This window comes from Spartinivicinus marinus (genome assembly GCF_026309355.1).
GTDB classification, from domain to species: Bacteria; Pseudomonadota; Gammaproteobacteria; order Pseudomonadales; family Zooshikellaceae; genus Spartinivicinus; species Spartinivicinus marinus.
In genome coordinates, this window is sequence record NZ_JAPJZK010000001.1 from 1,232,387 (window position 1) to 1,249,375 (window position 16,989).

General features: G+C 42.4%; 16 protein-coding genes. 14 read left to right on the forward strand and 2 right to left on the reverse strand.

Going from position 1 to position 16,989, the window contains the following annotated elements:
• Nucleotides 1–254 precede the first annotated feature (254 nt).
• From OQE68_RS05810 to OQE68_RS05840, 7 genes are all read left to right on the forward strand, one after another.
• Nucleotides 255–1,775, forward strand: coding sequence for an RNA polymerase factor sigma-54 (locus OQE68_RS05810; protein ID WP_180567748.1), 1,521 nt, complete (start codon nucleotides 255–257; stop codon nucleotides 1,773–1,775).
• 182 nt (nucleotides 1,776–1,957) lie between these two features.
• Nucleotides 1,958–2,266, forward strand: a complete 309-nt coding sequence (hpf, locus tag OQE68_RS05815; RefSeq protein ID WP_180567749.1) for a ribosome hibernation-promoting factor, HPF/YfiA family — start codon at nucleotides 1,958–1,960, stop codon at nucleotides 2,264–2,266.
• Between the two features lie 23 nt (nucleotides 2,267–2,289).
• Nucleotides 2,290–2,751: a PTS IIA-like nitrogen regulatory protein PtsN gene (ptsN, locus tag OQE68_RS05820; RefSeq protein WP_180567750.1), complete on the forward strand. Its 462-nt coding sequence runs from the start codon at nucleotides 2,290–2,292 to the stop codon at nucleotides 2,749–2,751.
• A gap of 158 nt (nucleotides 2,752–2,909) precedes the next feature.
• Nucleotides 2,910–3,761, forward strand: coding sequence for an RNase adapter RapZ (gene rapZ, locus OQE68_RS05825; protein WP_180567751.1), 852 nt, complete (start codon nucleotides 2,910–2,912; stop codon nucleotides 3,759–3,761).
• A gap of 5 nt (nucleotides 3,762–3,766) precedes the next feature.
• On the forward strand, nucleotides 3,767–4,036 hold the full coding sequence (locus OQE68_RS05830; protein WP_180567752.1) for an HPr family phosphocarrier protein: 270 nt from the start codon (nucleotides 3,767–3,769) through the stop codon (nucleotides 4,034–4,036).
• Nucleotides 4,037–4,345: 309 nt separating this feature from the next.
• Complete coding sequence (gene mgtE / locus OQE68_RS05835; protein WP_180567753.1) at nucleotides 4,346–5,701, forward strand: magnesium transporter; 1,356 nt, start codon at nucleotides 4,346–4,348, stop codon at nucleotides 5,699–5,701.
• Between the two features lie 61 nt (nucleotides 5,702–5,762).
• Nucleotides 5,763–6,221: an RDD family protein gene (locus OQE68_RS05840; protein WP_180567754.1), complete on the forward strand. Its 459-nt coding sequence runs from the start codon at nucleotides 5,763–5,765 to the stop codon at nucleotides 6,219–6,221.
• 251 nt (nucleotides 6,222–6,472) lie between these two features.
• Here the strand turns inward: OQE68_RS05840 and lptG are convergent, their stop codons facing one another.
• Together lptG and lptF are read right to left on the reverse strand one after the other, a co-directional pair.
• A complete protein-coding gene (gene lptG / locus OQE68_RS05845; RefSeq protein ID WP_180567755.1) occupies nucleotides 6,473–7,540 on the reverse strand; it encodes an LPS export ABC transporter permease LptG in 1,068 nt (355 codons plus the stop codon).
• A complete protein-coding gene (gene lptF, locus OQE68_RS05850) occupies nucleotides 7,533–8,666 on the reverse strand; it encodes an LPS export ABC transporter permease LptF (RefSeq protein ID WP_180567756.1) in 1,134 nt (377 codons plus the stop codon). The genes lptG and lptF overlap by 8 nt, the downstream gene beginning before the upstream one ends.
• A 329-nt stretch (nucleotides 8,667–8,995) precedes the next feature.
• Between lptF and OQE68_RS05855 the strand changes: the two genes are divergently transcribed.
• The 7 genes from OQE68_RS05855 to OQE68_RS05885 all read left to right on the forward strand — a co-directional run bounded on the left by OQE68_RS05855 (nucleotide 8,996) and on the right by OQE68_RS05885 (nucleotide 16,986).
• Nucleotides 8,996–10,492: a leucyl aminopeptidase gene (locus tag OQE68_RS05855; protein ID WP_180567757.1), complete on the forward strand. Its 1,497-nt coding sequence runs from the start codon at nucleotides 8,996–8,998 to the stop codon at nucleotides 10,490–10,492.
• A gap of 79 nt (nucleotides 10,493–10,571) precedes the next feature.
• On the forward strand, nucleotides 10,572–11,003 hold the full coding sequence (locus OQE68_RS05860) for a DNA polymerase III subunit chi (RefSeq protein WP_180567758.1): 432 nt from the start codon (nucleotides 10,572–10,574) through the stop codon (nucleotides 11,001–11,003).
• Nucleotides 11,004–11,050: 47 nt separating this feature from the next.
• Nucleotides 11,051–11,740 (forward strand): hypothetical protein, encoded by a 690-nt coding sequence (locus tag OQE68_RS05865; RefSeq protein ID WP_180567759.1) that lies wholly within the window; start codon nucleotides 11,051–11,053, stop codon nucleotides 11,738–11,740.
• 156 nt (nucleotides 11,741–11,896) lie between these two features.
• Nucleotides 11,897–14,680 carry a valine--tRNA ligase gene (locus OQE68_RS05870; RefSeq protein WP_180567760.1) on the forward strand — a complete coding sequence of 928 codons (2,784 nt, stop codon included), beginning with the start codon at nucleotides 11,897–11,899 and terminating at the stop codon, nucleotides 14,678–14,680.
• A 279-nt stretch (nucleotides 14,681–14,959) separates the two neighbouring features.
• On the forward strand, nucleotides 14,960–15,658 hold the full coding sequence (locus OQE68_RS05875; RefSeq protein WP_180567761.1) for a transporter substrate-binding domain-containing protein: 699 nt from the start codon (nucleotides 14,960–14,962) through the stop codon (nucleotides 15,656–15,658).
• Nucleotides 15,659–15,744: 86 nt separating this feature from the next.
• Nucleotides 15,745–15,957: a hypothetical protein gene (locus OQE68_RS05880; protein ID WP_180567762.1), complete on the forward strand. Its 213-nt coding sequence runs from the start codon at nucleotides 15,745–15,747 to the stop codon at nucleotides 15,955–15,957.
• Nucleotides 15,958–16,335: 378 nt separating this feature from the next.
• Nucleotides 16,336–16,986: a hypothetical protein gene (locus OQE68_RS05885; RefSeq protein WP_180567763.1), complete on the forward strand. Its 651-nt coding sequence runs from the start codon at nucleotides 16,336–16,338 to the stop codon at nucleotides 16,984–16,986.
• The last annotated feature ends 3 nt before the right edge of the window (nucleotides 16,987–16,989 follow it).

The following is a 16,989-nucleotide window of genomic DNA, read 5'->3' on the forward strand; positions in this document are numbered from 1 at the left end:
ACAACTGGCAAGGATACTCATATAATTTTGAGTAGTTCAGTTAAAAAGCCAGTACAAGAAACAACAATAGCAATACTGTAAACAACTGAAATAAACACACAATTGAAATCAATAAATCAATAATAGGTGCAATGGAAACATTCAGTCGCTTGTTCAGCAGCAACTCAGGTAACCGCTTTTGAATTCACTTCCATTGTTGTTGACTTTGCCAAATCAAAACAGGCACGATTGCACTATAAGGTAATTGTTTAGCAATGAAGCCATCCCTGGTTTTGAAAATTGGCCAGCAGCTGACGATGACACCGCAGCTGCAGCAAGCCATAAAATTACTCCAACTATCCACATTGGATTTACAGCAAGAAGTTCAACAGGCGCTTGAATCCAACCCAATGCTTGAGCTGACTGATGAGTCTGATAACAACTCATCAACAAACAGTGATGACAACGATCCTCAGCAGCTCAACAGTTCGGGCCTAAATGGTTCGGACTCCACCAAAAGCCAAGACGACAGCAGTACATCAGAAAGCAGTCATGATGGCTCAGAAGAAACCAGCTGGTCAGAAGAAATTCCCAATGATCTTCCCGTTGATAGCGCCTGGGATGATATCTACCAGACATCTTCAGCCCCTATCAGCTCAGCTCCAGCAGATGATGACGAGTATGACTTCAGCAACCGCAATGGCACCACTGAATCCTTACATAGTCATTTGGATTGGCAGCTTAATTTAACCCCCATGTCAGATAATGACCGTTTGGTAGCAATTGCTATCATTGATGCAATCAATAATGATGGTTATCTCAGTTGTAGCACTGAAGAGATTTGGGAAGGCTTAGATCCAGAATTAGAAATGTCCCTAGAGGAAGTGGAGATAGTCTTAAGGCGCCTCCAACACTTTGATCCCGTTGGTGTTGCTGCAAGAAGCTTGCAGGAATGCTTACAGATTCAGCTATCACACTTACCTGAAGATACTCCTTTTCTTGATAACGCCAGATTGATTGTAGCCAAATACTTAGGTTTGTTGGGTCATCATGACTACAATCAGCTTATGCGTCGTACTAAGCTTAAAGAAGAAGAACTAGCCGAAAGCATTAAATTGATTCAAGCTCTTAACCCAAAACCTGGAGCCGATATCCAGTCATCCGAAACAGAATATGTGATTCCTGATGTATTTGTCAGAAAGCATAATGACCGCTGGTTGGTAGAGCTCAACGCCGAAGCGACGCCGAAGCTGCGCATTAATAACAACTATGCATCACTGGTTAAGCGAGCTGATAGCAGTTCAGATAACACTTACCTGAAAAACCACTTGCAAGAAGCCCGTTGGTTTTTAAAAAGCTTACAAAGCCGCAATGAAACGCTAATGAAAGTTGCGACTCGCATTGTTGAGCATCAGCGAGGTTTTTTAGAGTATGGCGAAGAGGCAATGAAGCCACTAGTCCTTCACGATATCGCTGAAGCAGTCGGTATGCATGAATCTACTATCTCCCGGGTGACTACCCAAAAATTCATGCATACACCACGAGGTATCTTTGAGCTGAAATATTTTTTCTCGAGCCATGTTAGTACTTCATCAGGAGGGGAGTGCTCATCTACGGCTATCCGAGCTATTATTAAAAAATTAGTATCAGTGGAGAACCCTAAAAAACCATTAAGTGACAGCAAAATTGCAAGCTTACTGGAAGAGCAAGGCATCAAAGTGGCAAGACGAACAATTGCCAAGTATCGTGAGTCTCTATCCATCCCGCCTTCTAATGAACGAAAGCGGCTGGTATAAAGTAGATGCATGTGTAAAGGTATAAACAGATTAGCGCTTAACTATGCGTTATATTGACTAGCAACAAGCAATACCAAATCTGCTGGCATTACACTCAGTTCAGTAATGAAGCAGTTGACAATCAGCCTTACAATTCAGTAAAGCTGGTTAACAACCATTAAGTCCTATTAGGAGGTCGTTGCATGCAAGTTAACATCAGTGGTCATCATGTAGAAGTGACTGATGCGTTGCGCCAATATGTCATCAAAAAACTCGATCGCATTGAAAACCATTTTGATAGCATTACTAACGTGCAAATCACCCTAAGTGTTGAGAAACTCCGTCAAAAAGCAGAAGCCAACTTGCACGTAAGGGGTGCTGATATTGCCGCCACAGCAGAATCTGAAGATATGTATGCAGCAATTGACTTACTTAGTGATAAACTAGCCCGACAGCTAAGCAAGCACAAAGAGAAAACCCTGGATCGACTTCAGGGAGCCAGTATTCGTTAAAGTAGTTTATTTATTTAAAAAGCATGAAAATAGAACAATTCCTTCTCCCACAATGCACCCTTACCGGGGTGCAAGGGGGGAGTAAAAAACGTGTTTTACAGCTTATTGCCAACCTATTAGCCGAGTATTCCAGTAATATTGATGCTAACGAGCTATTTGATAACTTAATCAATCGGGAACGGTTAGGTAGCACAGGCTTTGGGAATGGGATTGCCATTCCCCATTGTCGCCTTGAAAGCTGCCACAAACCATTTGCCTGCCTGCTTAAACTGGAAGAAGGCATCGACTTTGATGCAATAGACGGGCACCCTGTGGACGTTATTTTTGCTCTGGTTGTTCCTGCCGAAGCCACTAACGAGCACCTCGCCATCTTACAAGAACTTGCCACTCGATTTGAAAACTCAAGCTACCGCAATAACTTGCGCCAAGCAGACACTAATCCAGACTTATTTGATATAGCAATCCAAAGCGTTCCTACTGCATAAATTTATCGTCGCCAGCCTTTAATAATTAAGTTCGTGTGCAAGAGAGCTTTCTTATGATATTCGCTTAAATAGCTTCTCTGGCGGCTATTATTTAATTAACTGCCGTATATCATTTAAACTCTGTTATAGTAAGAATTTACAAAACACTCTGCGTATATATGAAGTTAATAATAATCAGTGGCCGTTCAGGCTCAGGTAAAAGTACAGGCTTACATGTACTGGAAGACCAAGGCTATTATTGTATTGATAATATGCCTGCTGGCTTACTTCCTGCTTTTGTTGATGAAATGGAAAAAGAGCCACTTTATGATAAGGCTGCTATTAGTATTGACGCACGAAATTTTTCTCAGGATTTAAGACGCTTTCCATCCATCATGAATGCGCTGAGAGAGCAAAAAATCGAAGCTGAAATCATTTACCTTGATGCAGAACATGCCACTCTACTCAAACGCTTCAGCGAAACTCGACGTAAACACCCACTATCCAGCCAACAATGCTCACTAGATGAAGCGATAAAAAAAGAAAAAGAAGTGCTAGAGCCCATTGCTCGACTGGCCGATCTAACCATCGACACTAGCCAACTTTCTCTTCATGAGTTACGGGACACCATAAGTAAACGCGTTGCTCGCAAGCAACATAGCAGCATGGCACTGCTATTTCAGTCATTTGGTTTTAAAAAAGGAATCCCCATTGATGCTGACTATGTGTTTGATGTACGCTGTTTGCCAAACCCCTACTGGGTCACCCATTTACGGCAATATTCAGGGCTAGACGAGCCTGTAAAAGAGTTTTTAGGTTCTCAACAACAAGTGCTGGATATGTTTGATGACATCAAACGCTTCGTAGAACGTTGGCTGCCATGCTTTGAAGCAAATAATAGAAGTTATATTACCATTGCCCTTGGGTGTACGGGTGGTCACCATCGTTCGGTCTATATCAGTGAGAAGCTCGCTACTTACTTTCGTGAAAAGTGGCCAAATGTTCAAGTACGTCATCGAGAATTGCCTTAGGCTCCATGATTCAAGAAAAAGTCACAATCATCAATAAGCTCGGCTTACATGCCCGTGCTGCAGCAAAATTTGTTTCAACCGCTGCTGCTTTTGGCAGTTCCATCAAACTGGGCAAAGATGGAAAAATGGTAGACGGCAAAAGCATTATGTCAGTGATGATGTTAGCAGCCAGCAAAGGAACAGTCTTAGATATTGAAGTTGATGGCGAAGATGAAAAAAGAGCCTTCGAGGCCATTACTCAACTAATAAATAATTATTTTGATGAAGGTGAATAGGTTTTTCACTATCAACACCAGACTTCTGGAATCACCTATAAAACTGACTACAATCCACAATACCAGCAGCCAAACTCTTCAGGTAAACTACCCCGCCAAAGAGGGTCTGTTGACGCTTGCCTGAAACTCGCTGTTGTGACTAAAAAACCTCCAACAGTATCTTCAACTCAAAAATCAACAGGCTCTAGTACTACATCCTATAAATAAGAGTGAAGAGAGCCTTTTACAGGCCGCTAGCCGCCACTTATTTATAGGATGCGGCACTAAAGCATTCACCCAGCCAGCTGCACTCAGCAATAGGATTACCTGATGTCCACACAACAACTCGGAAAATCAGAGGATCAACTACAAGAACTAAGCCAAGCACTGGATCAAGGGATCTCTTCGCCTGTCAAACGCATGTTGAATAGCCTCTCGGCAGCAGATACTGCGCACTTAATTGAGTCCTCCCCGCCTAAGATCAGAAGCTTGTTATGGCAACTGCTTGATAAAGAGCAAGAAGCCGAGGTGCTGCAGGAGCTAAGCGATGACGTTCGCCAGTATTACCTGGATCAAATGAATGCTGCTGAGGTGGCAGAAATTACTACAGGTTTTGATCCCGACGACCTAGTTGACCTGCTACAACAATTACCAGACGCTATTACCCAGCAAGTGTTGTCTTCTATGGATGCACAGGACCGAGCTCGCGTTGAGCATATCTTGTCTTATCCAGAGGATACCGCTGGCGGCTTAATGAATACAGATACCATCACGATTCGCCCCAACAATCCACTTGATGTGGTATTACGTTACTTGCGTCGCCATGATGAGCTACCAGCAATGACGGATAGCCTATTAGTGGTTAACCGTCAGGATGCGTTTATTGGTGTATTACCAATTAATAAACTGCTGACCACCAATCCATCAATCACTGTTCGTGAAGTGATGAATACCGATATTGAACCCATCAATGCCATGACCCCTGCCAGTCAGGTTGCTCAATTGTTTGAGCGGCAAGACTTAGTATCAGCTCCCGTTATTGATGATGATGGCAAATTATTGGGGCGGATCACCATTGATGACGTTGTAGACGTTATTCGTGAAGAAGCTGATCACTCATTGATGAGTATGGCTGGTTTAGAAGATGATGAAGACACCTTCGCCCCAGCCATGAAAACAGCTAAGCGCCGAGCAGTCTGGCTGGGTATTAACCTTATTACTGCGTTTGTTGCATCAGCATTTATTGGTATGTTCCAGGAAACCATTGATAAGGTGGTTGCATTAGCGGTATTAATGCCAATCGTTGCCAGCATGGGTGGCATCGCTGGCAGCCAAACGCTAACCCTGGTTATTCGAGCAATGGCTCTAGGGCAAATCGGTAAATCTAACACGTTTTGGCTATTGAATCGCGAATGTATAGTCGGGCTAGTGAATGGCTTGATTTGGGCACTAGTTGTGTCGGGGGTTGCCTACGTTTGGTTCGGTGATGGGATTATTTCGACGGTTATTGCCGCAGCAATGATTATTAATCTAGTGGTTGCCGTCATATCAGGCGCCGCACTACCCATTATTTTAAAAACGTTGAAAATTGACCCTGCACTAGCAGGCGGCGTAATTTTAACCACTGTTACAGATGTTGTAGGCTATATCTCGTTTTTAGGTCTAGCTACCTTATTTCTGACTTAACACTCTTTGACTTATCACCCTTTTAATTTATCAATTAGCTACAGGCAGTTGACGATTGTTCATGACTCAAACACTTTCATCTATAGGCTCTGCTCCCCTTTGGCGGCGGCTAGCCGCCATGGTATACGACAGTTTACTGTTAGTTGCTATCGCTATTGTTATATCAAGCCTTCATCTATGGTTAAGTATTACTTTAGTGGGAGAAGCTAAGGCCACTGCGGTGGGATTTAAATGGGATCTAAGTGCTATTTTGCTTATAGGATTTTTTGGCTTTTATGCTTATTTCTGGCGAAGAAGTGGTCAAACGCCTGGAATGATTGCCTGGCGAATTATGGTTGTCAACTACGAAGGAAGAACCATCAGCTTCAAACAATGCCTGATTCGTTTTATCGTAGGCATCCCCAGCTGTATATTAGGAGGCATCGGTATTTTGTGGATTTTATTTGATTCAAAAGACCAAGCGATTTATGACTATGCAGCGAAAACAGAAGTCGTATTACTGGAGAAAACTAAAAAATAATACTTAAACAAGCTCTTCTTCCCAGCAGACTGTTGCAAAAGCTGAGAAATATGGAGTGATAGGGTATTCTGGAACTGCTGTTGGGAACAGCTAAAGCTCTAAAGGCCATGGATGGCCTTGTAGAGCGGTGGAAGAATATCCTGTTACTTCATATTTATTCTCCAGTACCCTTTCGCTAAGCCCTCGTGGGGGAGAAAGGATTTGATTTGACGTACTTTCACAACAATACCAACCAAAGATTAGACAAGTAGCTACCCTGCCCTTTTCAGTAAAATCCCACCCACCGTAAAGCACAACAGTAGTGGCACAATCACAGCGATTAGCGGCGAGAAGCCAAATACCAAACTGGATGGGCCAAGTAATTCTTGGAAGATATTAAAAGAAAACCCAACAATTACTCCAATAAAAATACGTAGCCCCATCGTGACAGAGCGCAATGGGCCAAACACGAAAGAGATACCTACCAGCACTAGCCCAATAATGACTGCTGGCTGTAGTAATTTTCGCCAAAATGCTAATTGATATTCACCAGCATTCAACCCTTGCTGGCTAAGGTAGTCAATATAAGTACTTAACCCCCGAATTGATAAGTCGTCAGGCTTTACCACTACGACATTAAGCAGGTCCATAGATAGGCTGGTTTGCCATTGCAAAAATGGTAGTCGCTCAGTAGTTACACGATCACCTTTAAACTGATTGGACTGAATATTCTGCAACAACCAATAATCGCCTTTGAAAATGCCTCGGTCAGCAAAACTAGCCTCTAACAGTTCTTTTTTATCATTAAATTTAAAGCGAGTAATGCCATGTACGATACCACCAGGCTCTACGGCATTTAAATGCATAAACTCATTGCCTTCCCGATGCCAAACTCCTTGCTGGCTAAACTGGGATGAAGAGCCATCTTTACTACGGGCAATTGCTCGGCCACTATCTGCTAGCTGTTCAGTATAAGGTGACACAAACTCACCAATGGAAATACCAATCAATATAATCAGTAAAGTTGGCTGCATGACTCCCCACACGATTCGCCATAGTGATACACCTGCAGCACGCATGACTACCAGCTCACTATTGCTAGCCAATGCGCCCAAGCCAACCAAACAACCAATCAGTGCAGAAAAGGGAATAAATTTATAAATACGGTTAGGAATTGATAAGCCAATATATTGTAATACTTCTAGTAACTGATAACTGGCCTTCATACTGGCTAACTCAGCTACAAAAGCAAACAGCATGTCCAGCGATACAATCACCAATAACACTAAAAAGGTAGCACTCAGTACACTAGTGGCAATATAACGATCAATCTTATTCATGTTCTGCCACCTCTGATGCGACTACAGTTTGCTTCAGGTGTTTTTGCTGTCGCCTTTTCATCTGGAAGGGCTCATGCGCCAAAATTAACATCGCAACAAGCAAAAATAGTCCATGCACTCCCCATAACCCTGCCGGGGGAATTTTCCCATCTTCCACGGCACCTTTAGCACCAATTAATAACGCCAAATACACTAAATAAGTCAAAATAGCAGGCAATAATTTTAAATACCGTCCTTGTCGTGGATTCACTTTACTTAATGGCACTGCCAGTAATACGACAATAAATACCAGTATTGGTAATGACAGTCGCCACTGTAACTCAGCAATATGACTCAGTTCACTAGAACCTATAAGATCCGTGGTGGCAATGGCTTTAACCTTGTCTGCTTCTTTACTGGCTTTACTTTCCGGCATTTTTATACCGTAAGTATCGTATTCAGTAATACGAAAATCTGCCTGACCTGGAGTGCCGTCATAACGATAGCCTTTATTTAGAATCAAATAGCGGGCTCCCGTTTGTGGCTCAACATGCTGTACACCACCATCAGCCAAGAGTAGCGTGATTCCCCGCTTGCCAATGGCTTCATTTTTCTGAGAGATAAATACATCTCCCATCTGTAGTCTGTCTTCCGACAAACGCTCGGTGTAAGTGACCCGGCCAGCATTCTCTTGCTCTTGGAAACGGCCAGGGGCCAGGGTTTCAAACTCAGTCAAAGCATCTTGCTTAGCAAAAATCTCTTCAACATTTTTTGCTCCCCATGGTGTAATAAGCAGCCCTAATAAAGCAACAATACAGGCAACCACGGTCGCTGGAGCCAGTGTCTGCATTAAAATATTTTTTTGGCTAACCCCACAAGCAGTCAGCACAGTCATTTCACTCTCGATATAAAGCCTGCCATAGGCGAGTAAAATACCAATAAACAACCCTAAGGGAATAATCAGTTCCAAAAACTCAGGTAGCCGATAGCCCATAATGACAAATAAAAAATCAGCACTCAGTTGCCCTGAAGCAGCTTGTGCTAAGTATTTGTTAAAGCGGCCACTCATAATAATAAGTAACAGTACACCGCTAACAGCCAGCATGGCTGTAAACACTTCTCTTGCTAAGTAGCGGAAGATAATCAACTGGCTCTCCTAACTAACTCTCCAAGTACCACCCAATACTATGACAGTGCTTTCTTTACAACTGCATAACCTTTACAACCACAAGACCTTTACAACTGGGCGACGAAAACTTTCATTCCTCTGCCAAGGTCACCCTGCATATAAGCAATCAAGAGCAGACTCTGTTACACTCAAACACTTAATTTAATAGGGTTTGTCAAACAATTAGCTCTCAGCACTGCCAATCAAGCTGATATTAATTGGGTAAAATACCCAGCCACTTTTCAGTAGCTATGGGCAAAGGCTGCTAATTATCCAACAAAGTGATAAATTTGTCTTGTGGGGTTTTCATGGAATTTCTAATCAAAAACACACAACCTGCCACTATAAGTACTGACTGCCTAGTGATGCCGGTGTTCGAAAATTCAAAATTAAGCGATACAGGAAAAGCCCTCGACGAAGTAACCAAGGGGCAACTACACAACATTATTAAACAAGGCGACATTGCAGGAAAACCGGGTGATACTCTAGTTCTACCACAACTTGGTGAAGTCAAAGCTAAACGTATTTTACTCTTTGGCGCGGGAGAGCAGAATAAAAAATTATCCACTGAAGATTTAATTAAAACACTATCTGCTGTTTTTGCAGTGTTGAATCAGCTCAACTTAAAACAAGCCGCCCTTGCCTTGGCTGATATTCATTTAGCGGATCGTGAAAAAGCCTGGGTAGTTCGCACTGCAGCTCAGTTGGCTATTACCAGTCAGTATGAGTTTAGCCAACTCAAATCAACCAAACCCAAAACGACCAAAAGCAAATTTAAAAAACTGGTTTTTCTCGCCCCCACTTCTACCCACAAAGCACTTGAACAAGCAGCCCAAGAAGCAGCTGCCATTGCTAAAGGCATTAATGTAGCGCGTGATCTTGGTAACTTACCTGGCAATATTTGCACGCCTAGCTACCTGGCGAAACAAGCCAGGCAACTGGATAAGGATGAAACCAAGCTAAAAGCCACAATCCTTAGTGAAAAAGAAATGGAAGAGCTGGGTATGGGCTCCTTCTTATCGGTTGGCAAGGGCAGTAAGGAGCCTGCCAAGTTAATTGTCATGGAATATAACGGCGGCAATAAAGGCGACAAACCCCATGTGTTAGTTGGTAAAGGCATTACCTTCGATAGTGGCGGTATTAGCCTGAAACCTGGTCAGGGTATGGACGAAATGAAGTTCGACATGTGTGGTGCAGCCAGTGTGTTTGGTGCAATCAATAGTGTTATTGAGCTTAAGTTACCCATTAATGTTGTGGCTATCGTTGCTGCAGCAGAAAACCTGCCCAGTGGAAATGCATCCAAGCCTGGTGACGTGGTTACTTCTATGTCAGGTCAAACTATCGAAATTCTTAATACCGATGCGGAAGGACGACTGGTATTGTGTGATGCATTAACCTACGCCGAAAAGTTTGAGCCCGAGTCAGTTATTGATGTTGCTACGCTAACGGGTGCCTGTGTTGTTGCCTTAGGTAGCCAAGCATCAGCTATGTACAGCAATAATGAAAAGCTGGCCAAAGCCTTACAACAAGCTAGCGATGACAGTTATGACCGAATCTGGCGTATGCCACTTTGGGAGGCATACCAAAAGCAGCTAGATACAAACTTTGCTGATATGGCAAATATCGGTGGTCCAGAAGCTGGGTCAGTAACCGCAGCTTGCTTTTTAGCTCGTTTTACTAAGAAATACCACTGGGCTCACTTAGATATTGCTGGCACTGCCTGGCTAAGAGGTGACAAAAAAGGCGCCACAGGCCGGCCCGTCAGCCTGCTTGTACAGTACTTAATCAACCGAACTAAGAACTAAAACGTAGTGAAGTGAAGTTGGCTGACGTTCTGTTGGCCAACTATTTGTTACCCGTCACCTACCACAATGCAAACCTAGCATGACACGTATTGATTTCTATATATTACCTGATCAACAACCAGCTGCTCGCTTACAGTTTTGTTGCCGTTTAGCCGAAAAAGCCATCAAACATGCTAAGTCAGTCTATATTCATACTAATGGGCATGAAGAAGCAGCAATGCTTGATGAACTGCTATGGTCCTTTCGCGAAGATAGTTTCATTCCACACCAGTTGGACACCAAGCACGATGATGCATCTTGCCCAGTAAAAATTGGTTGGCAATTGCCGCCACAATCATCAACCAGCTTGCTAATTAACTTGACTGATACAGTACCTTCATTTGTTGATCAATTTGAGCGAGTTGCAGAAATTGTTGCAGGAGATGGCGTAAGTCGCAAAACGGCACGTCAGAACTTCAAAAGCTATCGAGACAAGGGGTATCCTTTACACAGTCATAACATACAAAGTTAGCATTTGTTAGATTGCTGGTATTTATTAGATCGTAGTATTACTGCTGTATGGCCAAGCTTTACTTTACCAAACCAAACTCTAAACAGCCCAATGGCACAGGTAAGCCAGATCAACGGCTATTAACTGAGTCAGAACGCTCCAAAGAGAAACAAGGGTACTCACCTGCCTCCAATGCTTTAGAGCGTACCGACATACCCACCCTAAATGAAATAGCAGACGCAGCCTTGAATAAAGACCAACAACTCAGTGGAGTAACCCAGCAAGCTAAACCCACCACCGATATACCAACCCTCACAACACCAGCTTTAAATTCCTTTCAGCAAAGCCAGACTAAGAGCTATCAAACTAAACAGCCTGCACCCAAACCACCTGCTAAAACCAAACCACCCGTTAAAAACAATATCAGTGGAAATAACCCATTTATTCCTGATAGCGTTAAAACAACTCAGACACAAAACAAGCTAACAAGTAGCCCCCTCAAAAAAGAAGCCCAGCAAGCTTTATCACCAGCAGCTTCTCAAAAGCCGCTTCAGTACAAACAACCAGCCAGCAGCTCAAGAAGAATAAAAAGCCTGGATGACGGCGTGCGCAACAAATTACGGCAAGAGCTGGAAATGCAAAGCGAAATTGTGCTACAAGAAATCATTGATGAGTTTATACCCCAAATTGAAGCCGAATTTCATAAGCGTATGCGCTCAGAAATAAACGACATTATTGATCAAATTATCAATCCCTGATTAACTCCCAACCAGTATTTACAGCTAAAGCAAAAGTTATTGCTTAATTAGTTGTTTCCTTTCAGTTCCCCCTCTTAACTGAAAGGTTATACCTTATGTATAATTCTTAGCTGTTGAAGATTACCCATTTATAAGGCAACCGGTAATAGTATCACCATGGAAAAAACGTTTAAGCCACATGAATTAGAGCGCCAATGGTATAAAACCTGGGAAGAGAAAAACTACTTCGTTCCTCAGGGTGATGGAAAGCCATACTCTATAATGATTCCTCCTCCCAATGTGACAGGTAGTTTGCACATGGGGCACGCGTTTCAAGACACTATTATGGATGTCTTAACTCGCTACCACCGAATGAAAGGTCAAAAAACCCTATGGCAGGTGGGTACTGATCATGCCGGTATTGCCACACAAATGGTGGTGGAACGTCAATTATTAGCACAAGGTGTTAGCCGTTTAGATCTTGGTCGCGAAAAGTTTCTTGAGAAAATCTGGGAATGGAAAGCTGAATCTGGCGGCACAATCACCAAACAGTTGCGCCGGATGGGGGCTTCTGTCGACTGGTCCCGCGAACGCTTCACCATGGATGATGGATTATCCAATGCAGTAAAAGAAGTCTTTGTTCGTTTGTATGAAGAAGACCTGATTTATCGAGGTAAACGCCTGGTTAACTGGGACCCTAAACTACATACAGCAATATCCGACTTAGAAGTTATTTCTGAAGAAGAAAACGGCTACTTATGGCATTTCCGCTACCCACTTGCTGATGGCGCAAAAACAGCTGAAGGCAAAAACTATATTGTCGTCGCTACCACACGTCCTGAAACCATGTTGGGTGATACAGCAGTTGCCGTCCACCCAGAAGATGAGCGCTACCAGGCACTGGTAGGTCAGTTTATTGAATTACCTTTAACCGGACGCCGTATCCCTATTATTGCAGATGATTATGTCGATCAAGAGTTCGGCACTGGCTGTGTAAAAATCACCCCGGCTCACGACTTTAATGACTATGAGATTGGCCAACGTCATCAGCTACCAATGATTAATATCCTAACCATTGATGCCAACCTCAATAATGAAGTACCCGAAAAATACCGCGGCATGGAACGCTTTGCTGCCCGCAAACAAATCGTTAAAGACTTTGAAGCAGCCGGCTTATTGGAAAAAATTGAAGACCACAAACTCAAAGTACCCCGTGGTGACAGAAGCGGTGTTGTTATTGAGCCCTACCTGACTGATCAATGGTATGTCAAAGTGGGTCCACTGGCAGAGCCTGCCATCAAAGCAGTTGAAGATGGGGATATTGAATTTGTACCTAAGCAGTGGGAGAACACCTACTTTGCCTGGATGCGCGACTTACAAGACTGGTGTATTAGCCGTCAGTTGTGGTGGGGACACCGTATTCCAGCCTGGTATGATGAAAATGGCAACGTCTATGTAGGCCGTGATGAAGCTGAAGTTAGAGCAAAGCATCAAATTAGCCCAACGACTAAGCTTCGCCAGGATGAAGATGTTTTAGACACCTGGTTCTCTTCTGCATTGTGGACTTTCTCTACTTTAGGCTGGCCAGAAGAAACACCCGAGCTAAAAGAGTTCCACCCTACGGATGTATTGGTAACCGGCTTTGATATCATTTTCTTCTGGGTTGCTCGGATGATTATGATGACCTTAAAGTTCCGTGGCGAAACCCCCTTCAAGAAAGTGTATGTACATGGGTTGGTTCGCGATCAGGACGGTCAAAAAATGTCAAAATCGAAAGGCAATGTACTCGACCCTCTCGATTTGATTGACGGCATTAGCTTTGATGACTTATTAAACAAGCGCACCAGCGGCTTAATGCAGCCTCATATGAAAAAATCCATTGAGGAATCTACTCGCAAACACTTCCCGGAAGGGATTGCACCTTATGGCACAGACGCCTTGCGCTTTACATTCTGTTCATTAGCCTCAACGGGTCGTGACATTAAATTCGACATGGGCCGAATGGAAGGTTATCGCAACTTCTGCAATAAAATCTGGAACGCAGCAAGGCTGGTATTAAGTAATACTGAAGGCGAAGACTGCGGACAGAATGGCGGTGAAGTGGAGTTAAGCCTGGCTGATCGCTGGATTATTTCTCGCTTACAGCAAGCTGAGCAAGAAGTTGCTGAATCGATTGAGTCCTTCCGTTTGGATCATGCTTCCAATGCTATTCAGCAGTTTGTTTGGGATGAATTTTGTAGCTGGTACCTTGAGCTATCAAAAACCGTTATTTATGACAAAACGGCGAGTGAAGCTCAATTAAGAGGCACTCGCCGTACTATGGTTCGAGTATTAGAAGCCACTTTACGTCTGGTACACCCCTTCATGCCTTTTATCTCCGAAGAAATTTGGCAACGCTTGGCATCACTAGCAGGCAAACAGGGCGATACCATCATGCTGCAACCTTACCCAGAAGCTGATGACAGCTTGCTGGATCAGGAAGCCATGGCTGATATTGAGTGGGTAAAAGGCGTTTTGGTTGGCGTGAGAAATATCCGTGGCGAAATGGATATCAGCCCGAAAAAGCTGGTGCCAGTGTTACTGCAAAATGGCACCGCTGAAGATAAAGCGCGATTAGCAGCCAATCAAACCTACCTGCAAAAGCTGGCCAATATCGAGTCAATCACTTGGCTGGAAAGCACTGATGAAGCCCCTACTTCAGCGACTCAGCTAGTAGGCGAAATGAAAGTGCTGGTACCAATGGCTGATCTGATTGATAAATCAGCTGAGCTTGCACGCTTAAGCAAGGAAATCGACAAATTAGATAAAGAACTCAGCCGCTTACAAGGCAAGCTGAATAATCCTAATTTTGTTGATAAAGCACCTGCTCAAGTGGTCGATAAAGAAAAAGCCAAGTTAGCAGATACACAGGCTGCACAGCAAAAACTGTTAGAGCAAAAAGCCAGCATAGAAGCTTTATAAACTTCACTTATCATCTAGTGGTGCATGCATGAAGTTAGTGGTGCACGCATGAAGTGGTTACCTTATTTTGTGCATGGACCACAAGGGAGTGGGCTTTTTTTATAGCTCACTCTCTTTATCATCTACAACATCCTTTTTACTCCCCTTCCCCATCATTCCTGATCTACACTTTAACTCAATACATATCACAAAAGCTTTACTATTTGATAGGGGAGTTAGGTGATGATACCACTTAAATTTCTAACTCAATTGCTGACTTTACCTTTAATAGCAGTTCTAATGAGTGTTACCACGCTTACTTGCGCCAATTCCTTCACAGTAGGTGTTGAAGATATAGACTACTATCCTTTTTATAGATACAAAAACAAGGAATATTCCGGCGCAGCTTATGATATTCTCGAAGCATTTGCTAAAAAAAATAATTACACATTCACTTATAAAGGTATGCCAATCACTCGCTTATTAAAAAGCTATTTAAATGGCGAAGTAGACTTTAAATTTCCTGACAATATCTATTGGGGACAACAAGATAAAAAAAACTATTCCGTTACCTATAGTCAGCCCGTACTCAAATTTATCGATGGAGGACTGGTTAAGCCAGAGAATAAAGGTAAAGGCATTGAGTGGCTCAAGCGGTTAGGCACACTTAGAGGTTTTACTGCCTGGGACTACCTTGATTTAATAAAAGCTAAAAAAATTTCCTTGCGTGGTGTCAGCTCTTTAGATTCACTTATAAAACAAGTGGTTAGCGACCGATTGGATGCAGCCTACTTTAATGTTCATGTTGCTTCTTATTACTTAAAACACGAACTAAATAAAGAGGGGGTCGTTATATTCGATGAATCATTACCCCACACAAAGAGCAACTATCATTTATCCAGCATCAAACACGCTAAAATAATCAATCAATTTAATCAGTTTTTACTAGAAGAACAAACAAGCATAAAGAAAATCATAGAAAAATATGAACTTGACTAATATTATGAGCAATATAGCAAAAGCTACTGTAATATAACTGTATCCCCATATTCATACAACCTAAAAGAACGCATCCGCTTCCAAAAATGAAAAAATACTTCGAACTACTAACAGATCGTTTTCTATTAATGATTACCGCCATCATTATGATATTACTGGCCTGGCTATTTTGGAGCAGCAGTGGCCAGTCAATATTTTTTGAAATTTTCATTTTAATTGCCATTACTTTACTAGTCGCTGAAAATGTACATCTACGACTACGAATTAAAACCCTCAAACAAAACAACAATTCTAATTAATTTTAAATAACTGCTAAAACCATTCCAACTTAGCCTTATTAAATTAAAGCAAACATTTCCATTGATCTATAACAAAAAAAACAAAGCAAACAAAAAGCATTATACTTTTGTCTATATTGATTATTCTTTTTTTTAGCTCTAGCCTGAACACTCCATCAGATATTATAAATTCTAACAATTCTGACTAGTGATCCATGCGTAAAGTTGGGTAACAGTCTTCAAAGCCATTTATTTTCTGGTAAGGCGCTTTTTTGCAGGCATAGTGGGTCTACGTCAAGAAAAAGTAACACAGCCAGAAAATAAATGGAGAAGAAGTTGTTACCTTATTTTGCACATGGCCCACTAGTACACCGCCCTCCTGAGAATAGGACACATAATATGAAAAAGAATATATTTAAAACAGCTATTGCTTTAGCTTTGATAAGCACATTACCTCAATATGCGTCTGCAACTGATTATGAGTGGGACCCAGATATTGAGCTATTAAATGAAGAAGAGCTTCAACCACTTAATCAAGATCAAGTGGAAACGTTAAATTCCATTATTTCTCGCAGTATGCGAATATGCAAAAATCAACGAGTACCAGCAGGCTGGGTAATTACTGGAGAAACTTCAAGTACCAGCTGTTCTGGTAGTTTCCCCAACATGTGGATTATCAAACAACCAGGCAGTTCAGAAAGCGTATGCAAAGTTTCCAACATACCTAATGGTTATGTGATTAAAGCAGAAGCCTCAAGCACTTCTTGTCCCGGCCGTTTTCCTAATGTTTGGAAAATCAAAAAACCTGGAAGCGCTGAAGCCATCTGTAAAGTGTCTAAAATACCAAAGAATTATATTATTACCAGTGAATCCAGTAGCACCTCTTGCCCACACCGCTTCCCTAACTTATGGCGAATCAAAGTGCCAGCGAGAGTAGATACTATGTGTTCAGTTTCACCGCTACCTAACGGCTATGTAATAACAGGAAGAGGCAGTAGCACTTCCTGCCCTGGACGTTTTCCAAATACAGCAAAAATCCGTAAATTGTAAATA

Coding starts and splice junctions, on each gene's coding strand:
- OQE68_RS05810 (WP_180567748.1), top strand. CDS start 255: ATGAAGCCATCCCTGGTTTTGAAAATTGGCCAGCAGCTGACGATGACA.
- hpf (WP_180567749.1), top strand. CDS start 1,958: ATGCAAGTTAACATCAGTGGTCATCATGTAGAAGTGACTGATGCGTTG.
- ptsN (WP_180567750.1), top strand. CDS start 2,290: ATGAAAATAGAACAATTCCTTCTCCCACAATGCACCCTTACCGGGGTG.
- rapZ (WP_180567751.1), top strand. CDS start 2,910: ATGAAGTTAATAATAATCAGTGGCCGTTCAGGCTCAGGTAAAAGTACA.
- OQE68_RS05830 (WP_180567752.1), top strand. CDS start 3,767: ATGATTCAAGAAAAAGTCACAATCATCAATAAGCTCGGCTTACATGCC.
- mgtE (WP_180567753.1), top strand. CDS start 4,346: ATGTCCACACAACAACTCGGAAAATCAGAGGATCAACTACAAGAACTA.
- OQE68_RS05840 (WP_180567754.1), top strand. CDS start 5,763: ATGACTCAAACACTTTCATCTATAGGCTCTGCTCCCCTTTGGCGGCGG.
- lptG (WP_180567755.1), bottom strand. CDS start 7,540: ATGAATAAGATTGATCGTTATATTGCCACTAGTGTACTGAGTGCTACC.
- OQE68_RS05855 (WP_180567757.1), top strand. CDS start 8,996: ATGGAATTTCTAATCAAAAACACACAACCTGCCACTATAAGTACTGAC.
- OQE68_RS05860 (WP_180567758.1), top strand. CDS start 10,572: ATGACACGTATTGATTTCTATATATTACCTGATCAACAACCAGCTGCT.
- OQE68_RS05865 (WP_180567759.1), top strand. CDS start 11,051: ATGGCCAAGCTTTACTTTACCAAACCAAACTCTAAACAGCCCAATGGC.
- OQE68_RS05870 (WP_180567760.1), top strand. CDS start 11,897: ATGGAAAAAACGTTTAAGCCACATGAATTAGAGCGCCAATGGTATAAA.
- OQE68_RS05875 (WP_180567761.1), top strand. CDS start 14,960: ATGAGTGTTACCACGCTTACTTGCGCCAATTCCTTCACAGTAGGTGTT.
- OQE68_RS05880 (WP_180567762.1), top strand. CDS start 15,745: ATGAAAAAATACTTCGAACTACTAACAGATCGTTTTCTATTAATGATT.
- OQE68_RS05885 (WP_180567763.1), top strand. CDS start 16,336: ATGAAAAAGAATATATTTAAAACAGCTATTGCTTTAGCTTTGATAAGC.